Source organism: uncultured Roseobacter sp. (assembly GCF_947499265.1).
In the GTDB taxonomy this organism is placed as follows: Bacteria; Pseudomonadota; Alphaproteobacteria; order Rhodobacterales; family Rhodobacteraceae; genus Roseobacter.
This window is the reverse complement of record NZ_CANMNK010000003.1, coordinates 1-21,717: the sequence shown is the minus strand read 5'-3', so window position 1 is coordinate 21,717 and position 21,717 is coordinate 1. Positions and strand designations below refer to the sequence as shown.

Genomic DNA, 21,717 nt, shown 5'->3' with positions numbered 1-21,717 from the left:
TTTTCATTGGCTAATGCGCGCAATGGGCCTATGTCTAGCACGTTACACGGGGGTGCCTGATGGCCGAGTTAAAACATATCGAAGTGCGCGGGGCGCGCGAACATAACCTCAAGAACATCGACGTGGATATTCCGCGCGACCAACTGGTTGTGATCACTGGTCTTTCCGGCTCGGGCAAGTCTTCACTGGCCTTCGATACGATCTATGCCGAGGGCCAGCGCCGCTATGTCGAATCGCTCAGCGCTTACGCCCGCCAGTTCCTCGACATGATGCAGAAACCGGATGTAGACCATATCGCCGGTCTCTCGCCCGCGATTTCGATTGAGCAGAAAACCACCTCCAAGAATCCGCGCTCCACCGTTGGTACGGTCACGGAAATCTACGACTATATGCGGTTGCTGTTCGCCCGCGTCGGCACGCCGTACTCGCCCGCCACCGGCAAGCCCATCGAGGCGCAGCAGGTGCAGGACATGGTGGACCGTGTGATGGCGATGGAGGAGGGGACGCGTGCCTACCTGCTCGCCCCGATCATCCGGGACCGCAAGGGCGAATACCGCAAGGAGTTTCTGGAGCTGCGCAAGCAGGGGTTCCAGCGGGTTAAGGTGGATGGGGAGTTCTATGAATTGGACGAACCGCCCACGCTCCACAAGAAGTTCCGCCATGATATCGATGTGGTGGTCGATCGGATCGTGGTCCGCGAAGGGTTGGAAACGCGGTTGGCTGACAGCTTGCGCACGGCGCTTGATCTGGCGGACGGCATCGCCATTCTGGAGACCGCGCCGAGCGAGGGGGATCCGGAACGCACAACCTTCTCCGAAAAATTCGCCTGTCCGGTCAGCGGTTTCACGATCCCGGAGATCGAGCCGCGTCTCTTCTCTTTCAACGCACCTTTTGGGGCCTGCCCGGAGTGCGATGGTCTGGGCGTGGAATTGTTTTTTGATGAACGCCTTGTTGTACCCGACCAGAACCTGAAAATCGCCGATGGCGCATTGGCCCCCTGGCGCAAGGGCAAGAGCCCATATTTCCTGCAAACCATTGAAGCCATTGCGAAACACTACAAGTTCAAACAGACCGATAAGTGGAAGGACCTGCCCAAGAAGGTGCAACAGGTCTTCCTCTATGGCTCTGGTGAAGAAGAGATCGCTTTCCGCTACGATGAGGGTGGGCGCGTCTATCAGGTGACGCGTGTGTTCGAAGGCGTGATCCCGAATATGGAACGCCGCTACCGCGAGACCGACAGCAACTGGATTCGCGAGGAATTCGAGCGGTATCAGAATAACCGCTCCTGCGGCACCTGCGGCGGTTTCCGTCTGCGCGAAGAGGCGCTGGCCGTCAAGATCGGACCCGTCGATGGTGCGCCGGAGCAGCGGCTGCATGTCGGCGAGGTCGTTCAGATGTCGATCCGCGAGGCTTTTGACTGGTGCGAAACCGTGCCGGATCATCTGACTGTGCAGAAAAACGAGATCGCCCGTGCGATCCTCAAGGAAATCCGCGAACGTCTGGGCTTTCTGAACAACGTGGGTCTCGAATATCTGACGCTCAGCCGCAATGCTGGCACGCTCTCGGGCGGTGAAAGCCAGCGTATCCGGCTGGCCAGCCAGATCGGATCGGGCTTGACGGGCGTGCTTTACGTACTCGATGAGCCCTCGATTGGCCTGCACCAGCGCGATAACGACCGCCTGTTGCTCACCCTGAAAAACCTGCGCGATCAGGGCAATACCGTGATCGTGGTTGAACATGACGAAGAGGCCATTCGCGAGGCGGATTATGTCTTTGACATCGGTCCGGGCGCGGGCGTGCACGGCGGGCAGGTGGTCAGCCACGGTACGCCGGATGTGATTGCGGGCGACACCGAGTCCATCACTGGCCAGTACCTGACCGGGACCCGGGAAATTCCGGTGCCAGCCACCCGCCGCAAGGGCAACAAGAAGAAGGTTCAGGTGGTCAAGGCGACCGGCAACAACCTGCAAAACGTCACGGTTGACTACCCGCTGGGCAAATTTGTCTGCGTGACGGGGGTGTCGGGCGGTGGCAAATCCACGCTGACGATTGAGACCCTGTTCAAGACTGCCTCGATGCGGCTCAACGGCGCGCGCCAGACGCCCGCTCCCTGTGAGACCATCAAGGGGCTGGAGCATCTCGACAAGGTCATCGATATCGATCAGCGCCCCATCGGGCGCACGCCACGGTCAAACCCCGCGACCTATACCGGGGCCTTCACGCCAATCCGCGATTGGTTTGCCGGGCTGCCGGAGGCCAAAACGCGCGGATACAAGCCCGGACGCTTCAGCTTCAACGTCAAGGGCGGGCGATGTGAGGCCTGTCAGGGCGATGGTGTGATCAAGATCGAGATGCACTTTTTGCCTGACGTCTACGTGGAATGTGAAACCTGCAAGGGCAAGCGCTACAACCGTGAGACGCTGGAAGTTACCTTTAAAGGCAAGAGTATAGCAGACGTTCTTGACATGACAGTTGAGGACGCGCAGGCGTTTTTCCAGGCGGTGCCGTCAATCCGCGAGAAAATGGATGCGCTGATGCGTGTGGGGCTCGGCTACATCAAGGTGGGTCAACAGGCGACGACGCTCTCGGGCGGGGAAGCGCAGCGGGTGAAACTATCGAAAGAGCTGAGCAAACGCTCCACCGGGCGGACGCTCTACATTCTGGATGAACCCACCACAGGGCTGCATTTCGAGGATGTGCGCAAGCTGTTGGAAGTGCTGCATGAACTGGTGGATCAGGGAAATTCGGTCATCGTGATCGAACACAACCTGGACGTGGTGAAGACCGCCGACCATATCATCGACATCGGGCCTCAAGGCGGCGATGGGGGTGGTCGGATCGTCGCCACCGGCACCCCGGAACAGGTGGCGGAGGTTGCCGAAAGCTACACCGGAAAGTACCTGAAACCGATGTTGCAGTCCCGTCGAAAGGTTGCTGCGGAGTAGGTGGCGAGAGGCACTGGGCAGGCGGCGGCGGGCGGGTCGCTATACCGCCGGTTCAAGGCACAGATCACATAGCCGTGCGAAATCATCTGCGGCGAGTGTATCAAACTCCGCGCAGAGCGCCTCAATCTCGCCAGCGCGCTTGGTGCCCAGAACCGGGTCGGCAAAGAGGTGGAATTTTTCCGAAATCTCCAAGTCCGACAGCGGCAAATCGGTGTCGCCGCGCGGCGTGCGCGGGGGCGATGACAGTTCCGCGCCGTCCACAAGTCTTAACGTGACCTGCGCCCATCGTTTGCCCTCGCTGATGGCTGTAAAGTGGTCATCCTCAATCAATCGGATGGCACCGCTGACCCGCAGGATATCGGCATCCTGCAACGTGCTTTCGGCCAGTTCCGGCACACCGACCTGGCCGCGCACGATCATGGTGGCCACCGGAAAAGCGATGGCATAGGCGAATTCATCCGGCGTTGCAGGGTGATGCCCGGCCAACCGGATGGCGTTATGAAAGGTTCGGATATCGACCCCTGCAATCTGGCTGTGATGCAATCTGTGCTCCCGCATCAAATCCCGCGCTGCATCAATGGCGGGATGAGCCCAGCGGCAGCAGGGGTAGGGTTTGTAATGCGTGTCTGTGACCATGCGCCAGGCCGTGCCAAGATCCTCCCAGAACGCGGGCGCGTCTTCACAGGTCAACGCTGGCGCACCGGTGAAACCCATCTGAGCGAGATAGGCTGCCGTGACACCCGAAGGTGCGCCCCAGCCCACCCCGTCCCGCAGCATGGTCGGGTGGTCGATGCAGCGCATCATCTGGCTGCGCGGGCCGTGGTATTCTCCAATCCCCGCGGCATGGCGTATTTGGTCTGGCGTACAGTCCAGCGCGCGGGCGCAGGCGGTGGCGACACCCACAGCCGTCCAGGCGCCGGAGGTGTGATACTCCGCACAGGTCGCGTGTTGTGCCAGGCCCGCGCGGTAACTGACCTCATAGGCAATCGCCAAAAGCGTCGCAAAATCAGCGCCCTGCATCCCGTCCTGAACGTCGCTCATCGCCAGAAGGGCGGGGAAAACCGCGGAGCCCGCGTGACCTTTGCACGGGGATGTCCCGTCGTGTGCGTCGACACTATCGACCGTGAAGGCGCCTGCCATGGCGGCCCCTGCGGGGCTGACGCGCGCGCCGTGCATCAGGATGCGGCTACTGCCAGCCTGTCCGGCGCCAAAGAGCGCCATCGCGCCCTGTCGGGCAATACCAGCCATGGTGGTGGTCGAGGCCACCGCCGCCACCCCCATGGTATCGAGAAAGGATCGCCTGAGGACCTGCAAGACCGGCTCAGTCAGGTCATCGTAGGTCAGGTCGGCGGCAAATTCGTGAAAGGCTTTGGGCATACAAGCTCTTTATGATCTCACCGCAGCTTACCGTGGCTTGATCCATCGATGCGTCTGTTTGCGACCTATGATGTTCTGCCGCGCGCCGAAAACCGTGGTAACATCGCTGAAAAATCCTTGCCCATACCATCCTCATCTTCGACAAATTTGGCGTAAAGTGCATGCGCCAGCGCGCCCATCGGGGTATCGGCGTCGACCGCCTCTGCGGCCTGCTGTGACAGCCCGAGGTCCTTGAGCATCAATTCGGCAGCAAATCCTGGGGTGTAATCATTGTCTGCCGGGCTTTGCGGGCCGACGCCCGGGGCAGGACAATAGGCGTTCATGGTCCAGCTGTAGCCCGATGACGTGCTGACCACGTCAAACATTTTCTGCCGATCGAGCCCGAGTTTATCCGCCAAAGCAAAGGCCTCACAGGTGGCGATCATCGTGGCCCCAAGGATCATGTTGTTGCAGATTTTTGCGGCCTGACCTGCACCCGCATCCCCGCAATGCACGGCCTTTTGCCCCATGATGTCGAAAAGCGGCCGTGCCTTGGTGAATGCCGCGGTTGTGCCCCCGGCCATGAAGGTCAACGTACCCCCCGCGGCGCCGCCGATCCCGCCTGAGACCGGCGCATCCACGAAGAGCAGCTTTGACGCTTCGGCCTGAGCGGCCACATCGCGGGCGCTTTCCACATCCACGGTAGAGCAATCCAGCAGCAGGGCGCCGGGTTTCATCGCAGGCAGGATTTCCGCTGCGACGCTGCGCAAAATCGCGCCGTTCGGCAGCATGGTGAGGACAACATCCGCCCCTGTTGCCGCTTCTGTCGCGGAGGCGACCATCTGCACGCCTTCCGCACTGGTACCGGCGGTGTCAAACCCGCGCACCACGCAGCCCGCTTTGGCCAGATTGGCCGCCATCGGCGCGCCCATATTGCCCAATCCGATAAATCCAACGTTCAGCGCTTCCATCTCGGTCCCCTCCAGTTTCAATGCGTCATTTCCCAAGGGCATCAGCATCTTGCTTACAGCCGCTGCGGGTACGTTCTGATCGCTGAATTGCCATTTGGGCGCGCGATCCTTGTCGATGATCGCCGCGCGAATGCCCTCCAGAAAATCACCATGCTCCATCGCGCGATAGGTGAACCGGTATTCCAGATCCAACGCCTTGGCGATGGTCAGCGAGGGGCCGCGCAGACGGTGGATCATCTCGATTGTGCAGGCCATCGACAGGGGGCTGTTCCGGCTGATTTGTTTCAGGCTCTGTTGCGCGAAATCGCTGTCGTCTTTGCGCAGCGTGGTCAGGATATCGCCCAGCCTTTCACCTGCAAAATGCTGATCGATATATTCCAGATGTGCCGCAAGCGTGCCCTCGGGCGGGGTTTCCGCTGCCACGTTCAACAGATCCGGTGTCCCGCCTTCTTCAAGCTGTCTGATCACGTGAGACCATTTTTCCTGCGGGATATAGATATCCGCAAACCCGGCCAAAATCGCGTCCCCTGCAGACATGCGCGCAGCCGTCGTCCCAAGGTATTCACCCAAACGTCCCGGCGCGAGCGCCAGCATCAGCGAGCCGCCCACATCCGGTACCAGCCCGATGCCACATTCCGGCATGGCGATTTGGCTGCTTTCGCCAACGATCCGGTGTGATCCGTGACAACCGATGCCAACGCCGCCGCCCATGGTGAAGCCTTGAAGGAATGACACCACCGGCTTGGGGTAGAGGAAGATTTTCGCGTTCAGCCGATACTCATCGGCCCAGAACTTCTGACCGTAGGCAAAGTTGCCCTGCGTTCCGGTCTCGTAAAGCTCGGCGATGTCGCCGCCCGCGCAAAAAGCACGATCTCCGGCAGCATCAAGCACGATCTGCACCACACCCGGATCGTCGCGCCACGCCTCAAATGCGGCCTCAATCGCCAGACACATATCATAGGTAATGGCATTCAAGGCGGAGGGCCGGTTCAGGGTGATACGGCCGGTGCGGCCGATGGTGCGGATCAGGACGTCTTGCATATCCGTTTCAATACGGGAGCGCTTTGGCTACAGCAACCGAATGAAGACCCGCTGTGCCAGATTTCTTCCGGTGCAGGGCCTGCGTGGCGCATCCGGAAATCGCCGGGCTGTTGGCTGCCGAAAAGGGCATCAAAAGGATTCTTAATCTGCGTGGATTTTCGCCGATATGCTTGTGACACCTCTGAAAGTAATCCTTTCTAGTGCTGGCGTCTTCGTGCATCTATCTGATGAAAAATGACAAAAAGTCAAAAATAGAAAATTTTAGGAAAATCAATTGCAGCGGAAATCCGCTCATGTTAGACATGCTTCCGTAGTCAGTGGCGTATTGAGTGCCCCAGAATGTCACGCAGTTTTTTTGATAAAGAGGCGTTTGAAAATGAGTATTAAGCATTTAGTAATTGGCTTGACTGCTGTGACATTCTTGACGGGGGCCGCCCAGGCGGCGACGTTTTCTGGCGGCACCAGCGGCACCTTTCTGCGGGCCAATGGATTTGATGGCTCCGGCTCGCTGACGGGCATCGGAACCTCCAGCATCGCATGGGGTCGCCCCGGAAAAAGCACGATGGAGATTTTGGACTATTCGTTCAGCCACAGCCTCCAGTCGGGCACCAATTCCTACCAGATTGGCGCGCTGGAATGGTTCAACGCGACCTGGTATAATTTTGACGATCTGTTCCGTGTCTTTGCAAATCTGCAGCTGGACCTGGACGATCCGCTGGACCAGACGACAAATGATACGGTCAAGCTGAAGATCGACACCTCCAACAACAACGCAAGCGATCCCAGCGATCTGGCCGTGATCACGCAATTCGACGATTTTGATCTGGCATTGCCCTTCGTGCTCGGAAAAGGGATCACGCTGAAAAGCTTCTCTGTCTCCCTCGACGGGGATGGTGCGCTGCGTCAGAAGAATGGCAAGACCAAATGGCGGACAGATGAGCATGGCACCAGCCGCCTGATCATTAATGCGGAGATTGAAAAAGTAAGTGCGGTGCCGCTGCCGGCAGCGGGCTGGATGCTCCTGGCCGGTGTTGGTGGTCTTGTCGGGATGCGCCGTCGCAAGAAAGCGGCCTGAGCACCCGTTCGAAAGTCTGGACAATAAAAAAGCGGCTCTTTTCAGAGCCGCTTTCGCTTTGTGTCTCGACGCACTGACGGCGCGCTTACTCCATCACGGGAATGGAGAATTCGCCGCCTTCCTTGATGCCTGATGGCCAGCGCGATGTGATCGTTTTTGTGCGCGTATAGAACTTGAAGGCGTCCGGCCCGTGCTGGTTCAGATCGCCAAACACCGACTTCTTCCAGCCGCCGAAGGTATGGTAGGCGAGCGGCACCGGGATCGGCACATTCACCCCGACCATACCGACGTTGACCCGGTTGGCGAAATCACGCGCCGCGTCGCCGTCGCGGGTGAAGATCGCGGTGCCATTGCCGTATTCGTGGTCCATCGCCAGCCCCAGCGCCTCTTCATAGCTTTGCGCGCGGACGGTCGACAGGACGGGGCCAAAGATCTCGTGTTTGTAGATGTCCATGTCCTTGGTCACATTGTCAAAAAGATGTGGCCCGATAAAGAACCCGTCCTCATAGCCCTGAAGGTTGAAATCACGGCCATCAACGACCAGCTTGGCGCCCTGATCGATCCCGGTCTGCACCAAGCGCTCGATATTGGCCTTGGCCGCAGCGGTGACCACCGGGCCATAGTCCACATCCTTGCCCGCGGTATAGGGGCCGACCTTTAGCTTTTCGATGCGCGGGACCAGCTTTTCGATCAGACGGTCCGCCGTTTCATCGCCAACCGGAACCGCAACCGAAATGGCCATGCAACGCTCCCCGGCAGCCCCATAGCCTGCGCCGACCAGCGCATCCGCCGCCTGATCCATATTGGCATCAGGCATGACGATCATGTGGTTCTTGGCGCCGCCGAAACATTGCACACGTTTGCCCTGCGCGCAGCCGGTGCCGTAGATGTATTCGGCAATGGGCGTAGAGCCGACAAAGCCGATGGACTGGATCACCTGATCATAGAGGATGGCATCGACCGCTTCCTTGTCGCCATTGACCACCTGCAGGACCCCCTTGGGCAGACCGGCTTCTTCCATCAGTTCCGCCAGCATCAGGGGCACGGAAGGGTCCCGCTCGGAGGGTTTCAGGATGAAGGCATTGCCGCAGGCGATGGCGGGCGCAAACATCCACATCGGGATCATGGCAGGGAAGTTGAAGGGCGTGATGCCTGCGGTCACCCCAAGCGCCTGGCGCATCGAATACATGTCGATGCCGGGGCCCGCGCTGTCGGTGTATTCACCTTTCAGCAGCTGCGGTGCGCCGATGCAGTATTCCACCACCTCCAATCCGCGCTGCACGTCGCCCGCCGCGTCAGGCAGGGTCTTGCCATGCTCACGGCTGAGCGCTTCGGCCAGTTTGTCCATGTCCCGGTTCAGCAGGTCCACGAATTTCATCATGACGCGGGCGCGGCGCTGCGGGTTGACTGCGGCCCAGGCAGGCTGCGCCGCGGCGGCATAGGCGACAGCTTGTTCCACCTCGGCCTTGGAGGCCAGCGGGCATTGGGCCTGCACCTCGCCGGTGGCCGGGTTCATGACATCAGCAAAACGACCGGATGTGCCTTTGACATGCTGACCGTTCAGGTAGTGGGTGAGTTCTTGCATCAATCTCTCCGAGTTGCAGGACTGTTGTTGTAGCGCCGGTGCGCAGGCCCTTGTCTGTGCACCGACCTTTGAAAACGCGATTGGGGTGATGATAGTCTTGCAAAAACCAAGGCGAAAGGGGCAAGGTGGCAAAGTTATTTTGCGTTTTTGCAGGGTTTGCTGTTGTTCCGGTGGCGTCTCAGACTTCTGACGCGCGACAGACACGGCCAGCGGCGCAACTGGGAGATCGACGGTTTGCAAACGAATTGGGATGATCTGCGTTTGTTTCTTGCCGTCGCGCGCGAAGAAACCCTGTCAGGCGCGGGCAAGGTGCTGCGGCTCGATCCGGCGACTGTCGGGCGCCGCATGCAACGGTTGGAGGCCACCCTGCAGGCCACGCTCTTCGCCAAATCGCCGCAGGGCTATACGCTGACCGATGCCGGGGCCTCGCTGCTGTCGCGCGCCGAGACGGCGGAGCGTGCCATGCGCAGCGCCATTGCTGAACTGCCCGCGCAAAGTGACCAGCTGTCCGGGCAGATCAGGATTGGCGCGCCGGATGGCAGTGCGAATTACCTGTTGCCACAGGTTTGCGCCGCGATTTCGGACGAAAACCCGGATCTCGACATTCAGATCGTGGCCCTGCCGCGGGTGTTCAACCTGTCGCGGCGCGAGGCGGATATGGCCATCGCGGTGAGCGCGCCCACAGCGGGGCGTCTGGTTGTGCAGAAGGTGTCCGACTACCATCTCCACCTCGCCGCCTCAGAGAGCTATCTGGCAGGGCACCCGCCCATTCAGAACATCGATGATCTCGGCCAGCACCGGCTGGTCGGCTATATCCCGGATATGATTTTCGACCGGGAGCTCGATTATCTGAGCGATTTGGGGATCAAACGCGTGCCGCTGGCGTCCAATTCGGTCTCGGTGCAGATCAACTGGATCCGGCAGGGGGGTGGGGTGGGCATCGCGCATGATTTCTCGGTGCCCGCGATGCCTGGCGTGCGCCGCATCCTCACCGATCAGATCAGCCTCAAGCGCGCCTTCTACCTGATCCGGCATGCGGATGACCGGCGTAACCCGAGGTTGAGCCGTTTCGCCGAAGCCCTGAGCGCGCGCCTGCGCGCAGAAGTTGCAAGATTGGAAGCGCTGGCTTGACTTGATGCCGCTTTGCGGTGACGCTGGAGAGGTGTTCAACACGTTGCAAGGAGGTCCGACATGTTGGTGTCCCAGATCCTGAAAACCAAATCGCTGCAAGACGTTGTGACGGTTTCCCCCACATTATCAATCGCCGAGGCGGCCAGAATACTCTCGGAAAAGCGTATTGGTACGGTGGTTGTATCGCGTGACGGGGCCACGGCGGACGGCATTCTGTCCGAGCGCGACATCGTACGCGAGATCGGCGCCCGGGGGGCCGGGTGTCTGACGCATACGGTGGAGACACTGATGACCACCAAACTTGTGACCTGCAGCCAGGATGACGCCGCCGATGCGGTCCTGCAAAAGATGACCGATGGTCGGTTTCGGCATATGCCTGTGTTGAGCGGTGGCGGCCTGATTGGCGTGATTTCGCTGGGCGACGTGGTCAAGGCCAAGCTGATGGAACTGGCGATGGAAAAAGACGCCCTCGAAGGCATGATCATGGGCCACTGATCCGTTCCCGCGGCATTGTCAAAAGGCTTGCAATCCCGGGATCAAAGTGATCGTTTCACCGCAATACTCACGACAGGAGAGACCACATGCGCGTTGGCCTCTATCCCGGCACATTTGATCCGATCACTTTGGGCCATCTTGATATCATTCGCCGGGCCTGCGTGCTGGTTGACCGATTGGTCATCGGCGTTGCCATCAATCGTGACAAGGGCCCGATGTTTGACCTCGAAGAGCGGGTGGAGATGGTCGAGGCCGAATGCGCCGCCCTGGCCACGCAGACGGGGGTCGAGATCCTCGTGCATCCCTTTGAAAATCTGCTGATCGACTGCGCCCGCGATGTGGACGCGCAGATCATTGTGCGGGGTCTGCGGGCCGTGGCGGATTTTGAATACGAATATCAGATGGTTGGCATGAACCGGCAGCTGGATGATGGGATTGAAACCGTGTTTTTGATGGCCGAAGCCCAGCATCAGGCCATTGCCAGCAAGCTGGTCAAAGAGATTGCCCGGCTGGACGGGGACATCAGCAAATTCGTCACCCCACGGGTAAATTCGCAATTGCTGGCGCGTCTGGGCAAAGCCTAGAGCAGGTCGCCCATCCGGCGGGCGGTGTCGAGCAGCCGGTTGGAAAATCCCCATTCATTGTCATACCAGGCCAGCACCCGCACCCAGGTGCCATCCTGCACGCGGGTCTGATCTTCGGCGAAAGTGGCGCTGGCGGCGGCCTGCTTGAGGTCGGAGGACACCAGTTTCCGGTCGGTGGTTGCAACAATCCCGGCAAGCGGGCCTCGTGCCGCGGCACGAAAAGCGGCGTTGACCGCATCCACATCCGTTGCCGAGGCGACCTCGACCGATAAGTCAATGCAGGAGACGTTGAGCACGGGCACGCGGATCGCCTGACCGGTGATCCGCCCGACCATCTCGGGCAGCACTTCGCCCAAGGTTTGCGCGGCTCCGGTTGTTGTGGGGATCATCGACTGTGCCGCCGCTCGCGCACGGTAGAGATCGGTGTGCGGCGCGTCATGCAGGCTCTGATTGCTGGTATAACAATGCACCGTGGTCATCATCCCGCGTTTGATCGTGAAGGCGTCGTGCAGGACCTTCACGATGGGCACGAGACAATTGGTGGTGCAGGAGCCGTTGGAGATCAGCCGATCATCCGCCAGGATCAAATCGTCGTTCACGCCTCGGATGATGGTTTTTGCAGCCCCCTTAGCGGGTGCCGATAAGAGCACCCTACGTGCGCCGCGCCGCAGGTGCGTGCGGGCGCGCACGGGATCGGTGAAGCGCCCGCTGCATTCCAGAACGATGTCCAGATCCGGCCAGGTGATCATCTCGGGGTCCGGCACCGACGTCATGTGAATGGCGCCATAGCCGAGGTCCAGCCCTGCGTCGGTATAGCTCAGCGGGCCGCGATAGGGGCCGTGCACCGAGTCGAATTCAAAGAGATGCGCCAGCGTCTCTGCCGGGGCGGGGTCGTTGATCGCCACCACCTGCATGTCGTCGCGCGCGCTTTCCATCAGCACGCGCAGTACCGTCCGCCCGATGCGGCCAAACCCATTTATACCAAGCCTGAGTGTCATCCGATGTCTTCCAAATCCCGCCTGTGGCTGAACTACGCCTTATCGCCAGAAGGCGAGCCATTCGATCAACTCAAACAGCTTTTTTCCAAGAAAAACAAGATGCTCTGTGCCAAAGATGAAGACGTCCACGACCGCCAGACAAACCAGGAGCAGCCCAAGCGCGATTGCGATGCTATTGGTCATGACGCCTTGTTCCCTGCCACCCTTGTCGCATTGCGAAAAACCGACCGACTGTTTCAGCGGTCGGTTTCATGTGAGGGTATGACAGCCTGTTCAGGCGCCCGCAAGCACCTGTGCGATCAACCGAGATGCCCCATGCTGACGGCGACATCTGCCATCCGGGCAGAGAAGGCCCATTCATTGTCGTACCATGCGAGAACGCGCACGGTGCGGCCGCCGACAACCTTGGTCTGTTCCGGCGCGACAATGCAGCTTTGTTCGGTGTGGTTGAAGTCGATGGAGACCTTGGCCTCGGCATCATAGCCCATCACCCGCGCCATCGCGCCGGATGCAGCGGCCTCCAATGCAGCGTTGACTTCTTCTACCGTCACGTCGCGCGGTGCCTCAAATGTCAGATCAACGGCGGAGACATTGGGCGTCGGCACCCGCATGGCTGTCCCGTCGAGCTTGCCCGCCAGGTTTGGCAGCACTTCGCCCAAAGCCTTGGCGGCACCGGTGGAGGTTGGGATGATCGCCATGGCGGCCGCGCGGGCGCGATAGAGGTCATCATGGCGACGGTCCAGCGTCGGCTGATCGCCGGTGTAGGAGTGGATCGTGGTCATGATCCCGCGTTCGATCCCGATGGCCTCATCCATCACCTTGGCCAGCGGTGCCAGACAGTTGGTGGTGCAGGAGCCGTTGGAGACCACCGCATCAGAGGGCAGCAGATCGCGGTGGTTGACACCGTAGACGATGGTCCGGTCCACGCGCTTGGCCGGAGCGGAGATCAGCACTCGCTTGGCACCACGGTCGATGTGGGTTTTGGCCTTGTCACCGTCGTTGAATTTGCCGGTGCATTCCAGCACCACGTCGACGCCGTCCCAATCCAGCTCGTTCATGTCGTAGGTGGACATCATCCGGATCGGGCCGCGACCCAGGTCCAGTGAATTTGCACCGACGATCACATCGCCGGGGAAGCGCCCGTGCACGGAATCGTATTTGATCAGATGCGCCGAGGTTTCCAGCGGGCCCGTAGCATTGATGGCGACGACATCAATGTCGTTGCGGCCGGATGTTGCGATGTGAGACAGGGTGCACCGTCCGATGCGTCCAAACCCGTTGATACCAACTCTGATGGTCATACTTGCACTCCACTCGGATCATTTGCGGGCTCTATACCTTTAATCGCAATTTGATGAAACGCGTAAAACGGCGTGTTTTCAGAATGTTAGCGTTAAACCTCGGCAACAGACTGTTGCACACACGCATTGCGTGCATATTAACCACAATTGCCAATCCGGACCGGGCGCTCTAGGTCATCGCAAAGCACAGATGTTGAAAAAAGGGGCATTGTGATGAGTGGGCTGCTGGCATTGTTGGATGACGTGGCGGGAATCGCCAAGGTGGCAGCGGCCTCGGTGGATGACGTCATCGGTCAGGCGGCCAAAGCCGGGGCCAAGGCGGCGGGCGCGGTGATCGACGATGCCGCCGTGACCCCGAAGTATGTCCAGGGGTTCTCAGCGGATCGCGAACTGCCGGTGATCTGGCGGATTGCCAAAGGCTCCATGATCAACAAGTTGGTGTACCTGCTGCCGGTGGGCCTGTTGCTGTCGAATTTCGCACCCTGGTTAATCACGCCGCTGTTGATGATCGGCGGTTGCTATCTGTGTTTTGAAGGGGCTGAGAAAGTCGCCCATGCGATGGGCATAGGCGGGCACGGGCATGAGGACCATCCCGGTGCGGAAACCGAGGTCAAGGACCCCGCGCATCTGGAAGAGCAAAAGGCGGCGGGCGCCATCAAGACCGACTTCATTCTCTCCGCCGAGATCATGACCATCGCGCTGGCGGCGATCCCGCCCAGCAATTTCTGGATGGAAACCGCGACGCTTGCGGCGGTGGCCGTCATGATCACCGTCGCGGTTTACGGCGCCGTTGCGCTGATTGTGAAGGCGGATGACGTCGGCCTGGCGCTGGCCAGCACGGGGCGTCTGGGCGTCACACGCGCGCTTGGGCGGGGCATCGTCAAGGCGATGCCGGGCGTGATGTGGACCCTGACGGTGGTTGGTACGGCGGCGATGCTCTGGGTTGGTGGCAGCATCATCGTGCACGGGCTCGAAGTTCTGGGCGCGCCCTGGCTGGGGCATTTCATCCATGATGTGGCCTATGCGGTGGGCCACGCCTTGCCGGAAAACCTGATCGGTGCCGGAGAATGGGCGGTCAAGGCCTTCATGGATGGCGTTTTTGGTCTGGCGCTTGGATTTGCACTGATCCCAGTGGGAGAGAAACTCATCACGCCCATTTTGCGCAAGACAATCGGTTGAAACCGCCTCGCCCGGTGCGATTCAGACCTGTCTTTTGGGATGCGGGGCAGGCTCTGACGTTTCGTGGGCAACCGGGGTAACCCGGCACAAGGCCCGCCGCGTCATATGACACAGCAGCAGGCTGATCGCGGCAAGGGTTCCAACCAGCCAATAGATCAACAGCGCCTGCCATATGCCGTGACCCAAGAGCAAAGCGACAATTGCGGACAGAAAACCGGAAATGCCGCCCACCAGGGCAAAGGCAATGACCATCAAAGCTCCTCCTGCACCCTGTCTAGTTAACACTACTTAAGGTTGTGTTAACTCGGCTGAAAATCGCGCAGTTTCGGCCAGAAATCGCCAGCGCGCAGGCATTGGTCGGTAATGGTCACTTCAGGGCTGGTTCGAGGGTCCGGTGACGTCAGCGATTGGACAGCCGCAAACGAAAATGCGCCGCGAAATCGCGGCGCATTTCTAGGGCTTGGCACCCCCCGTGTTACTTGATCAGGGATTTTGCCTTCTCTGCGACAGCTTCCGCCGTGATGCCAAATTCCTTGTAGAGCGTGCCCGCGGGGGCGGAGGCCCCGAAATCATGCATGCCGACAAAGCCGGATTTTTCACGCCGCCCGCGTTCGCCAAAGAGCCAGCGATCCCAGCCAAAGCGAATGCCTGCTTCGACAGCCACACGCACCGGACCGCCCGGCAAGACCCGCTTGCGGTAGGCTTCGTCCTGTTCCTCAAAGAGCTCCCAGCAGGGCATCGACACAACGCGGGTGCCGATCCCTTCCGCCTGCAGGATGTCCCGCGCGGCCATGGCGATTTCCACCTCCGACCCGGTGGCCAGCAAAATCGTCTGACGTTTCCCTTCGGCATCGGCCAGCACATAGGCGCCCTGCGCGGTGAGGTTCTTGGTCTTGTGCTCGGTACGTACGGTGCTCAGCCCTTGACGCGTGAGCGACAATACCGATGGCGTCTCTTTCGAGGTCAGCGCCAGTTCCCAGGCCTCCGCCGTTTCAATGGTGTCGGCGGGGCGGAACACATGGGTGTTCGGCGTGGCCCGGCTGATCGCCAGATGCTCGACCGGTTGGTGGGTCGGGCCGTCTTCGCCCAGACCGATGCTGTCGTGGGTCATGACAAAGACCGTGGGAATTTTCATCAGGGCCGCCAGACGCATCGAGGGGCGCGCGTAATCTGTGAAACACATGAAGGTGCCACCGTAGGGGCGGATGCCGCCATGCAGCGCCATACCGTTCATCGCCGCCGCCATACCATGCTCGCGGATGCCCCAATAGACATAGCGACCTGCGCGGCTGTCGACGTCGAAGACACCCAGATCGCCGGTTTTGGTGTTGTTGGAGCCTGTGAGGTCTGCAGATCCGCCGACGGTCTCCGGCATCACCGGGTTGATAACTTCCAGCACCTTCTCGGAGCTTGCACGGGTGGCCAGCTTGAGCGCGCTTTCGGACATTTGTTTTTTAAACGCCTTGATCACGGCGGTCAGCTTCTTGGGTGCCTCCAGCGCATAGGCGCGGTTGAAGGTCTCGCGCTTGCCCCGGGGCAGGGTGTCGAACCGCTCCTCCCAGGCGTGCCGTGTCTCGGCGCCGCGCGCGCCGATGGCCTCCCATGCGGTCTTTACCTCCGCCGGCACCTCAAAAGGACCGGTTTTCCAGCCATAGGCCTCTTTGGCGGCAATCAGCTGTTCGGCATCCGTCAGCGCGCCGTGACCCTTGGAGGTGTCCTGTGCGGCATGGCCCAGGGCGATATGGGTCTTGCAGGCCACCATCGTGGGCTTGTTGCCCTTTTTGGCTTGTGTCAGCGCGGCGTCGATGGCCGCGGGATCATGGCCGTTGATCTCCAGCACGGCCCAGCCAGCGGATTTGAAACGGCCCACTTGATCGGTGCGGTCCGAGAGCGTGACCGGCCCGTCGATGGTGATGTTGTTGTTGTCCCAAAGCACGATCAGTTTGCTGAGCTGGTGGCGCCCGGCCAGTGTGATGGCTTCCTGGCTCACGCCTTCCATCAAACAGCCATCACCCGCGATCACATAGGTATAGTGGTCAATGACCTTCTTGCCGTATTGCGCGCGCTGGATTTCCTCGGCCATGGCGAAGCCGACCGAATTGGCAATGCCCTGGCCCAAAGGCCCGGTGGTGGTTTCAATGCCGGAAGCATGGCCATATTCCGGGTGCCCCGCAGTGCGCGAACCCCACTGGCGGAAATTCTTGATCTCTTCCAGCGTCATATCGGCATAGCCCGTGAGGTGCAGCAGCGCATAGAGCAGCATCGAGCCGTGACCTGCGGACAGGATAAACCGGTCGCGATCCGGCCAGTTGGGCTGTGTCGGATCAAACTTCAGATGCTTTTCAAAGAGCACGGTGGCGACATCCGCCATCCCCATGGGCATGCCGGAATGTCCTGAGTTTGCGGCGGCCACGGCATCCAGCGTCAGAGCGCGAATGGCGGTGGCTTTCGACCAGTGATCAGGGTTGGCGGCAGCGAGGGCTTTTAAATCCACGAGGTAGAATCCTTTGTCGGTTCGAAGCGGCCCCAGTTCGGGGCTTGGAGGCCTTTGGGCCAAGGTTTCAGCGCTGCATAACAGTCGCTTCGCAAAGATCAAGAGCCGGGGGAGGCCATTGCCGGGCGGAGGACTTCAACAGCGTCCGCCAAGCGCTTGATCCCAAACAAAGGCGCATTTGTTGCGCCACATGAATAGCGTTAACCTCGAACGACGAAAGAGCGATTCGGCAGCCGCGAAACAAAATGGGCGGGATCGCATGTGGGAAAATGAGGTGGGCATGAGCGAAATCGAAGAACTCAACAGCCGGATTATGCAGGCCCTGGACCGTGTGGCACAGGGCGTGGATGCGCTTGGCGATGGCGGCGAGAGCGTGGAGGCCTTGAAGCAGGCGCTTGATGAAGAAAAAACCGTCAATGCGCAGTTGAACGAGCGGGTGCGGGCCTTGGGTGAACGCCAGGCCAAGGCGCTCGAAGAACTGGAAGCGCGCGCTGAGGAAACGGCGGGCCGCATGAGCAAATTTGACGAGGATTTGCAGCGGCTGCGCCGGGCCAACGGGCAATTGAGCGAGGCCTGCGAGGCGCTGCGCAACGCCAATGCCGAAGGCGTCGGTGAGCCGCATCTGATCAACAAGGCGATGATGGCGGAACTGGAGGCCTTACGCGCGGCCCGGACCGCAGAGATTTCGCAGGCGGATGAGATTATCGCGGCCCTCACGCCGCTGCTTGACGCAAATGATGCCCAGACAGAGGAGACCGCCTGATGCCTGAAGTGACAATTACCATTGGCGGTCGCCAGTTCGATGTGGCCTGCCAGGCGGGCGAAGAACATTATTTGCACACAGCCGCGAAAATGCTGGATGACGAGGCGCAGGTGCTATCGGATCAGGCCGGGCGCATGCCAGAGGCCCGGATGTTGCTGATGGCGGGCCTGATGCTGGCAGACAAGACCGCGAGTGTCGAAGATCGCGTGGCAGAGGTGCAGGCCAAGCTGACCGAGCGCGAAGCCGAATTGGCCAACCTGCGCGAAACCGCGGCAACACCGGAGCGGGTCGAAGTGCCCGTTGTGCCGCAAACCGTGACCGATACGCTGGCCGAGCTCGCCGCGCGGGCCGAAGCGCTGGCCGCGTCGGTCGAAGAGAAAGCAAAAGCGTGATGTGCCGAGGGCACATCATCGCCGCGGCCCTGGTGCAGATGATGATGGCGATGCCCGCTGCCGCCACATCGATCGCTGAAATCTACAGATGCGAACGGACGGTGGAATTGCCGGTGATATATGTCTCCGGTGAAACCGGGGTCGGTGTGGTTGTCCTGCTGGTCGAGGGCGAAATGGTCAATCTGGAGACCACATCGGCGGCGTCCGGCGCCCGGTATGCAGGCTCGCCAGATCTGTCGGGTTATGTCTGGTGGACAAAGGGCGATGCGGCTTTGCTCACGTGGTTTGATGCGTCTTCCGGCCAGGAAACACCGGTCTATTCGGAGTGCACCAAAGTCGAGCGCTAAGCCTGCACTTCGGGACCTGAAAGAAAGGGGAGCGCAAAGCTCCCCTCACATCGGATCGCAGACGGCGCGCGGGGTTACCCGTTGGCTTCGCGGATCTTGTCGGCTGCATCCTTGTCGAAGGTCACGCCGTTTTCTTCCAGCAGCGTGTCCAGCTCACCCGACAGGGTCATTTCGGTGATGATATCGCAGCCGCCCACAAACTCGCCCTTGACGTAAAGCTGCGGGATCGTCGGCCAGTCGGAGAAATCCTTGATGCCCTGCCGTATGCCTTCGTCTGAGAGCACATTAACGTCGGAAAACTCCACGCCCATGTAGTTCAGCACCCCTGCCACGCGGCTGGAAAACCCGCATTGCGGCATCTCCTTGGTGCCTTTCATGAACAAGACAACGTCGCTTGCGCCGATTGTTTCCTGAATTTGTGTGGTTGCGTCAGTCATATTTCTTCCCTTCGGATCGCGGGGCGCTGGGTCCATGTCAGACGGCGCCGGAATTGAATTTGCTCAGTCAGGCGCCTTGGTGGTCAGCGCCAGCGCGTGCAGCTCGCCATTCGAGCCATCCATCTTGCCTTTGAGCGCGGCATAGACGGCGCGTTGCTGTTGCACCCGGTTTTTGCCGCGAAAGCTTTCATCCACCACCATGGCGGCCATATGCACACCATCGTTTCCCTCCACCGTGATCTGGGCATTGGGAAAGCTCTCGCGCAGCAGATCTTCGATTTCGCGGGCTTGCATGGGCATGGGGTCGGCTCCAACTTAGTCTTGTACCAGATGTAGTAGGCGGGGCGGGCGGGGACAAGATGCCAAATTGCGCGCGTCACGCAAGGATCATCAACTGGGGGGCGTGTGGTTTTCGGGAAGACAATCCGAAAATCATGGTGAATAGTCGCCGATAAGGAGAGACGGTATGGAAATTTTCGAAAACGCCCCCGAACAGGCGCTGGCCTGGCATGAGGCGGGCCGCGGTGCAGTGCTGGCCACTGTGGTGGAAACCTGGGGCTCGGCGCCCCGCCGGGTGGGCGCGCAGTTGGTCATTGCCGGTGATGGCGAAATGCAGGGGTCCGTTTCCGGCGGTTGCGTGGAAGGTGCTGTCGTGCTGGAGGCCACCGAGGCGTTGGAGAAGGGTGAACAGCGGCTGCTGGAATATGGGGTGAGTGACGGTGACGCCTTTGCCGTCGGATTGGCCTGTGGTGGCACCATCCGCATTCTGGTGGAGCCGGTCGGCCCGGTTTTGCCGGTAGATGTGTTGCAGGGCCTTATGCAGGCGCGCGCGGCGCGCAAACCCGTGGCTTATGAGGCCAATCTCAAAACTGGCGCGCGGCGGTTGGTCGCCGACATCTACGAAGACCGCTTTGCTATGGACAGATCCGGGTTTGAAGAAGATGGCGATGTCTTTGTCGCCATTCACAACCCGCCCCTGCGGTTGGTCGTGGTCGGCGCGGTACATATCGCACAGGCGCTGGTGCCGATGGCGCGGATTGCCGGCTATGATCCCTATATCGTCGATCCGCGCGCGGCATTCGGGTCCGAGGCGCGGTTTCCCGGGGAGCGCATTCTGCCCGATTGGCCGGATGAAGCTCTGGAGGATGTTGGTGTCGACAGTCGCACCGCGGTTGTGTTGCTGACCCATGATCCCAAGCTTGACGATCCTGCGCTGCATATCGCGCTGCGATCCCATGCGTTCTATGTCGGTGCGTTGGGATCGAAACGCACCCACGCCGCCCGGTTGGAGCGGCTGGCGGAAGCCGGTTTTGAACCACATCAGATCGGGCGCATTCACGGTCCCATCGGGCTGGACATCGGGGCAGCGGGCCCACCCGAAATCGCAGTGTCCATTCTGGCCGAGATGACCCGTGTGTTAAGGCAGGGCGCGTGAAATTCGGGCCCGTCGAGACCGCCCTGGCCGAAGGCGCGGTGCTGGCCCATTCGGTCGCGCTTGGCGCTGCCGGACGCCTGCGCAAGGGGCGTGTGCTGGCCGCCGATGATATTGCTGCGCTCACGGGCGCTGGCATTGATCAGGTGACCGTGGCCCGGTTGGAAGCGGGTGATGTGATCGAGAACGACGCCGCCCTGGCGCTGGCGCAGGCCTTGGTGCCCGATCCGGCAGGGCAGCATCTGTGCCTGACGGAGGCCTTCACCGGGCGGGTCAACCTGCTCGCCCAGGGGCCGGGCGTTGCCGTGCTGGATGTCGCTGCGCTGGAGGCGGTCAACCGGGTGCATCCCATGATCACCCTGGCCACGGTCCCGCCGTTTCAGCAGATGGCAGAGGGGGGCATGGTCGCAACGATCAAGATCATCTCCTATGCGGTGCCGGAAGGCGCGTTGCAGGAAGCCTGTGCGCTGGCGCAGGCGGCGATCCGGCTCGCGCCGCCAAAGATCCGCAGCGTCGGGCTGATCATCACCGACATCAAAGGTGGTGCCGGATCAAAAGGGCTCAAGGCGATTGCAGACCGGGTGGCGGCCTACGATCTGACCCTGTCGGAGCCGCAGGTTGTGCCCCATGAAGAGCAGTCCTTGTCCCAGGCGCTGTTGAAGAGTGACGATGAGTTGATCCTGATCCTGAACGGATCCGCCACCTCCGACATCGACGATACCGCGCCTGCGGCTGTGCGTTTGGCGGGCGGGCGTGTTGAGCGTTTCGGCATGCCGGTAGATCCCGGCAACCTGTTGTTCCTGGGCAGTTTTGCGGACCATCCGGTGATCGGCTTGCCGGGGTGCGCCCGGTCGCCTGCGCTGAACGGGGCGGATTGGGTTTTGGCGCGCGTCATCTGCGGGCTGGATGTGAGCGACGATGATATCGCGGCGATGGGCGTTGGGGGCCTGTTGAAGGAAATCCCATCTCGTCCACAGCCGCGTGCAGCCAAGCCGCGCGCCTGAGCGAGCGGCCCGCTAGGGCGATGCAGCAGGGTGCAGCGTCTCGCATTGGACGAAGATTTAGGTTCTCAACCGGGGAGGGGCGTGCTTAACTCGCCGCAACAAGCATTAATAAGGGAGTTTTTGAGATGTCTCGGATTGAGATGGTTGTGAATGGGGTTTCGGCGTCTGGTGATGTTGAGGGTCGGAC

Annotated in this window: 21 protein-coding genes and 1 pseudogene; 11 read left to right on the top strand and 11 right to left on the bottom strand. The window is 60.6% G+C overall.

The features are described 5' to 3' along the window. Nucleotides 1–59 precede the first annotated feature (59 nt). Nucleotides 60–2,945: an excinuclease ABC subunit UvrA gene (gene uvrA, locus Q1A63_RS08195; protein ID WP_299631184.1), complete on the top strand. Its 2,886-nt coding sequence runs from the start codon at nucleotides 60–62 to the stop codon at nucleotides 2,943–2,945. A 39-nt stretch (nucleotides 2,946–2,984) separates the two neighbouring features. Here uvrA and Q1A63_RS08190 read toward each other — a convergent pair whose 3' ends face one another. From Q1A63_RS08190 to Q1A63_RS25600, 3 genes and pseudogenes are all read right to left on the bottom strand, one after another. Continuing rightward, a complete protein-coding gene (locus Q1A63_RS08190; RefSeq protein ID WP_299631183.1) occupies nucleotides 2,985–4,322 on the bottom strand; it encodes an MmgE/PrpD family protein in 1,338 nt (445 codons plus the stop codon). 65 nt (nucleotides 4,323–4,387) lie between these two features. Next, on the bottom strand, nucleotides 4,388–5,314 hold the full coding sequence (gene mmsB, locus Q1A63_RS25605; RefSeq protein ID WP_366524326.1) for a 3-hydroxyisobutyrate dehydrogenase: 927 nt from the start codon (nucleotides 5,312–5,314) through the stop codon (nucleotides 4,388–4,390). Beyond that, a pseudogene (locus Q1A63_RS25600) lies at nucleotides 5,297–6,313 on the bottom strand (enoyl-CoA hydratase/isomerase family protein); the annotation flags it as partial. The pseudogene Q1A63_RS25600 and the gene mmsB, both read right to left, overlap by 18 nt. A gap of 412 nt (nucleotides 6,314–6,725) precedes the next feature. Here Q1A63_RS25600 and Q1A63_RS08180 point away from each other — a divergent pair. After that, nucleotides 6,726–7,388, top strand: a complete 663-nt coding sequence (locus tag Q1A63_RS08180) for a VPLPA-CTERM sorting domain-containing protein (RefSeq protein WP_298971629.1) — start codon at nucleotides 6,726–6,728, stop codon at nucleotides 7,386–7,388. An 85-nt stretch (nucleotides 7,389–7,473) separates the two neighbouring features. Here Q1A63_RS08180 and Q1A63_RS08175 read toward each other — a convergent pair whose 3' ends face one another. Beyond that, nucleotides 7,474–8,973 (bottom strand): CoA-acylating methylmalonate-semialdehyde dehydrogenase, encoded by a 1,500-nt coding sequence (locus Q1A63_RS08175; RefSeq protein ID WP_299631182.1) that lies wholly within the window; start codon nucleotides 8,971–8,973, stop codon nucleotides 7,474–7,476. Between the two features lie 234 nt (nucleotides 8,974–9,207). On the opposite strand from Q1A63_RS08175, the gene Q1A63_RS08170 reads away from it, so the two are divergent. The 3 genes from Q1A63_RS08170 to coaD all read left to right on the top strand — a co-directional run bounded on the left by Q1A63_RS08170 (nucleotide 9,208) and on the right by coaD (nucleotide 11,183). Then, nucleotides 9,208–10,104 carry a LysR family transcriptional regulator gene (locus Q1A63_RS08170; protein ID WP_298971630.1) on the top strand — a complete coding sequence of 299 codons (897 nt, stop codon included), beginning with the start codon at nucleotides 9,208–9,210 and terminating at the stop codon, nucleotides 10,102–10,104. A gap of 60 nt (nucleotides 10,105–10,164) precedes the next feature. Further along, on the top strand, nucleotides 10,165–10,599 hold the full coding sequence (locus Q1A63_RS08165; protein WP_298971527.1) for a CBS domain-containing protein: 435 nt from the start codon (nucleotides 10,165–10,167) through the stop codon (nucleotides 10,597–10,599). A gap of 86 nt (nucleotides 10,600–10,685) precedes the next feature. Continuing rightward, nucleotides 10,686–11,183: a pantetheine-phosphate adenylyltransferase gene (coaD, locus tag Q1A63_RS08160; RefSeq protein WP_298971530.1), complete on the top strand. Its 498-nt coding sequence runs from the start codon at nucleotides 10,686–10,688 to the stop codon at nucleotides 11,181–11,183. Here the strand turns inward: coaD and gap (Q1A63_RS08155) are convergent. From gap (Q1A63_RS08155) to gap (Q1A63_RS08145), 3 genes are all read right to left on the bottom strand, one after another. Next, nucleotides 11,180–12,181 (bottom strand): type I glyceraldehyde-3-phosphate dehydrogenase, encoded by a 1,002-nt coding sequence (gap, locus tag Q1A63_RS08155; RefSeq protein WP_298971533.1) that lies wholly within the window; start codon nucleotides 12,179–12,181, stop codon nucleotides 11,180–11,182. The two genes, coaD and gap (Q1A63_RS08155), sit on opposite strands and share 4 nt — an antisense overlap. Nucleotides 12,182–12,220: 39 nt before the next feature. Further along, on the bottom strand, nucleotides 12,221–12,364 hold the full coding sequence (locus Q1A63_RS08150; protein WP_298971536.1) for a hypothetical protein: 144 nt from the start codon (nucleotides 12,362–12,364) through the stop codon (nucleotides 12,221–12,223). Between the two features lie 116 nt (nucleotides 12,365–12,480). Then, nucleotides 12,481–13,482: a type I glyceraldehyde-3-phosphate dehydrogenase gene (gene gap, locus Q1A63_RS08145; RefSeq protein ID WP_298971538.1), complete on the bottom strand. Its 1,002-nt coding sequence runs from the start codon at nucleotides 13,480–13,482 to the stop codon at nucleotides 12,481–12,483. Between the two features lie 213 nt (nucleotides 13,483–13,695). On the opposite strand from gap (Q1A63_RS08145), the gene Q1A63_RS08140 reads away from it, so the two are divergent. Then, complete coding sequence (locus Q1A63_RS08140; protein WP_298971540.1) at nucleotides 13,696–14,661, top strand: DUF808 domain-containing protein; 966 nt, start codon at nucleotides 13,696–13,698, stop codon at nucleotides 14,659–14,661. Between the two features lie 21 nt (nucleotides 14,662–14,682). Here the strand turns inward: Q1A63_RS08140 and Q1A63_RS08135 are convergent, their stop codons facing one another. Together Q1A63_RS08135 and tkt are read right to left on the bottom strand one after the other, a co-directional pair. Beyond that, nucleotides 14,683–14,913 (bottom strand): hypothetical protein, encoded by a 231-nt coding sequence (locus tag Q1A63_RS08135; protein WP_298971542.1) that lies wholly within the window; start codon nucleotides 14,911–14,913, stop codon nucleotides 14,683–14,685. Between the two features lie 223 nt (nucleotides 14,914–15,136). Further along, a complete protein-coding gene (gene tkt / locus Q1A63_RS08130; RefSeq protein WP_298971543.1) occupies nucleotides 15,137–17,155 on the bottom strand; it encodes a transketolase in 2,019 nt (672 codons plus the stop codon). A gap of 280 nt (nucleotides 17,156–17,435) precedes the next feature. Between tkt and Q1A63_RS08125 the strand changes: the two genes are divergently transcribed. From Q1A63_RS08125 to Q1A63_RS08115, 3 genes are read left to right on the top strand one after another with little or no spacing between them, the layout of a single operon-like run. Further along, nucleotides 17,436–17,918 (top strand): hypothetical protein, encoded by a 483-nt coding sequence (locus Q1A63_RS08125; RefSeq protein ID WP_298971544.1) that lies wholly within the window; start codon nucleotides 17,436–17,438, stop codon nucleotides 17,916–17,918. Then, nucleotides 17,918–18,310, top strand: a complete 393-nt coding sequence (locus Q1A63_RS08120; RefSeq protein WP_298971546.1) for a cell division protein ZapA — start codon at nucleotides 17,918–17,920, stop codon at nucleotides 18,308–18,310. Before Q1A63_RS08125 ends, Q1A63_RS08120 begins: the two co-directional genes overlap by 1 nt. Beyond that, on the top strand, nucleotides 18,310–18,657 hold the full coding sequence (locus Q1A63_RS08115) for an MliC family protein (protein ID WP_298971548.1): 348 nt from the start codon (nucleotides 18,310–18,312) through the stop codon (nucleotides 18,655–18,657). Before Q1A63_RS08120 ends, Q1A63_RS08115 begins: the two co-directional genes overlap by 1 nt. A gap of 74 nt (nucleotides 18,658–18,731) precedes the next feature. On the opposite strand, the gene grxD is transcribed toward Q1A63_RS08115, so the two are convergent. Together grxD and Q1A63_RS08105 are read right to left on the bottom strand one after the other, a co-directional pair. Further along, nucleotides 18,732–19,094 (bottom strand): Grx4 family monothiol glutaredoxin, encoded by a 363-nt coding sequence (gene grxD, locus Q1A63_RS08110; RefSeq protein ID WP_298971550.1) that lies wholly within the window; start codon nucleotides 19,092–19,094, stop codon nucleotides 18,732–18,734. A gap of 63 nt (nucleotides 19,095–19,157) precedes the next feature. After that, nucleotides 19,158–19,394: a BolA/IbaG family iron-sulfur metabolism protein gene (locus Q1A63_RS08105; RefSeq protein WP_298971552.1), complete on the bottom strand. Its 237-nt coding sequence runs from the start codon at nucleotides 19,392–19,394 to the stop codon at nucleotides 19,158–19,160. 166 nt (nucleotides 19,395–19,560) lie between these two features. On the opposite strand from Q1A63_RS08105, the gene Q1A63_RS08100 reads away from it, so the two are divergent. Together Q1A63_RS08100 and Q1A63_RS08095 are read left to right on the top strand one after the other, a co-directional pair. Continuing rightward, nucleotides 19,561–20,529: an XdhC family protein gene (locus Q1A63_RS08100; protein WP_298971555.1), complete on the top strand. Its 969-nt coding sequence runs from the start codon at nucleotides 19,561–19,563 to the stop codon at nucleotides 20,527–20,529. Further along, nucleotides 20,526–21,530 (top strand): molybdopterin-binding protein, encoded by a 1,005-nt coding sequence (locus Q1A63_RS08095; RefSeq protein ID WP_298971557.1) that lies wholly within the window; start codon nucleotides 20,526–20,528, stop codon nucleotides 21,528–21,530. The genes Q1A63_RS08100 and Q1A63_RS08095 overlap by 4 nt, the downstream gene beginning before the upstream one ends. The last annotated feature ends 187 nt before the right edge of the window (nucleotides 21,531–21,717 follow it).

Coding starts and splice junctions, on each gene's coding strand:
- Q1A63_RS08175 (WP_299631182.1), bottom strand. CDS start 8,973: ATGCAAGAACTCACCCACTACCTGAACGGTCAGCATGTCAAAGGCACA.
- gap (WP_298971533.1), bottom strand. CDS start 12,181: ATGACACTCAGGCTTGGTATAAATGGGTTTGGCCGCATCGGGCGGACG.
- coaD (WP_298971530.1), top strand. CDS start 10,686: ATGCGCGTTGGCCTCTATCCCGGCACATTTGATCCGATCACTTTGGGC.
- mmsB (WP_366524326.1), bottom strand. CDS start 5,314: ATGCCCTTGGGAAATGACGCATTGAAACTGGAGGGGACCGAGATGGAA.
- Q1A63_RS08150 (WP_298971536.1), bottom strand. CDS start 12,364: ATGACCAATAGCATCGCAATCGCGCTTGGGCTGCTCCTGGTTTGTCTG.
- uvrA (WP_299631184.1), top strand. CDS start 60: ATGGCCGAGTTAAAACATATCGAAGTGCGCGGGGCGCGCGAACATAAC.
- Q1A63_RS08100 (WP_298971555.1), top strand. CDS start 19,561: ATGGAAATTTTCGAAAACGCCCCCGAACAGGCGCTGGCCTGGCATGAG.
- Q1A63_RS08135 (WP_298971542.1), bottom strand. CDS start 14,913: ATGGTCATTGCCTTTGCCCTGGTGGGCGGCATTTCCGGTTTTCTGTCC.
- Q1A63_RS08105 (WP_298971552.1), bottom strand. CDS start 19,394: ATGCCCATGCAAGCCCGCGAAATCGAAGATCTGCTGCGCGAGAGCTTT.
- Q1A63_RS08120 (WP_298971546.1), top strand. CDS start 17,918: ATGCCTGAAGTGACAATTACCATTGGCGGTCGCCAGTTCGATGTGGCC.
- Q1A63_RS08140 (WP_298971540.1), top strand. CDS start 13,696: ATGAGTGGGCTGCTGGCATTGTTGGATGACGTGGCGGGAATCGCCAAG.
- gap (WP_298971538.1), bottom strand. CDS start 13,482: ATGACCATCAGAGTTGGTATCAACGGGTTTGGACGCATCGGACGGTGC.
- Q1A63_RS08115 (WP_298971548.1), top strand. CDS start 18,310: ATGTGCCGAGGGCACATCATCGCCGCGGCCCTGGTGCAGATGATGATG.
- Q1A63_RS08165 (WP_298971527.1), top strand. CDS start 10,165: ATGTTGGTGTCCCAGATCCTGAAAACCAAATCGCTGCAAGACGTTGTG.
- Q1A63_RS08190 (WP_299631183.1), bottom strand. CDS start 4,322: ATGCCCAAAGCCTTTCACGAATTTGCCGCCGACCTGACCTACGATGAC.
- Q1A63_RS08125 (WP_298971544.1), top strand. CDS start 17,436: ATGAGCGAAATCGAAGAACTCAACAGCCGGATTATGCAGGCCCTGGAC.
- grxD (WP_298971550.1), bottom strand. CDS start 19,094: ATGACTGACGCAACCACACAAATTCAGGAAACAATCGGCGCAAGCGAC.